This window comes from Brevibacterium metallidurans, assembly GCF_037101285.1.
Taxonomy (GTDB): Bacteria; Actinomycetota; Actinomycetes; order Actinomycetales; family Brevibacteriaceae; genus Brevibacterium; species Brevibacterium metallidurans.
In genome coordinates, this window is sequence record NZ_BAAAAF010000080.1 from 1 (window position 1) to 505 (window position 505).

A 505-nucleotide genomic window follows, 5' to 3' on the forward strand; every position below is an offset into this window, starting at 1 on the left:
GCGAAATTCCTTGTCGGGTAAGTTCCGACCTGCACGAATGGCGTAACGATGGCCAGGCTGTCTCCACCCGAGACTCAGTGAAATTGAACTCGCTGTGAAGATGCAGTGTACCCGCGGCAAGACGGAAAGACCCCGTGAACCTTTACTATAGCTTGACACTGAACATTGAGCCTTGATGTGTAGGATAGGTGGGAGGCTTTGAAGCGTGGACGCCAGTCTGCGTGGAGCCGACCTTGAAATACCACCCTTTAATGTTTGATGTTCTAACCTGGCGCCGTAATCCGGCGTGGGGACAGTGTCTGGTGGGTAGTTTGACTGGGGCGGTCTCCTCCCAAAGAGTAACGGAGGAGCACGAAGGTTAGCTAATCCTGGTCGGACATCAGGAGGTTAGTGCAATGGCATAAGCTAGCTTGACTGCGAGCGTGACGGCGCGAGCAGGTGCGAAAGCAGGTCATAGTGATCCGGTGGTTCTGAATGGAAGGGCCATCGCTCAACGGATAAAAGG

1 rRNA gene is annotated in these 505 nt (G+C 54.1%); it reads left to right on the forward strand.

Annotation, left to right across the window (positions count from 1 at the left end):
- Window positions 1-505, forward strand: a 23S ribosomal RNA gene (locus AACX88_RS17620); the annotation flags it as partial.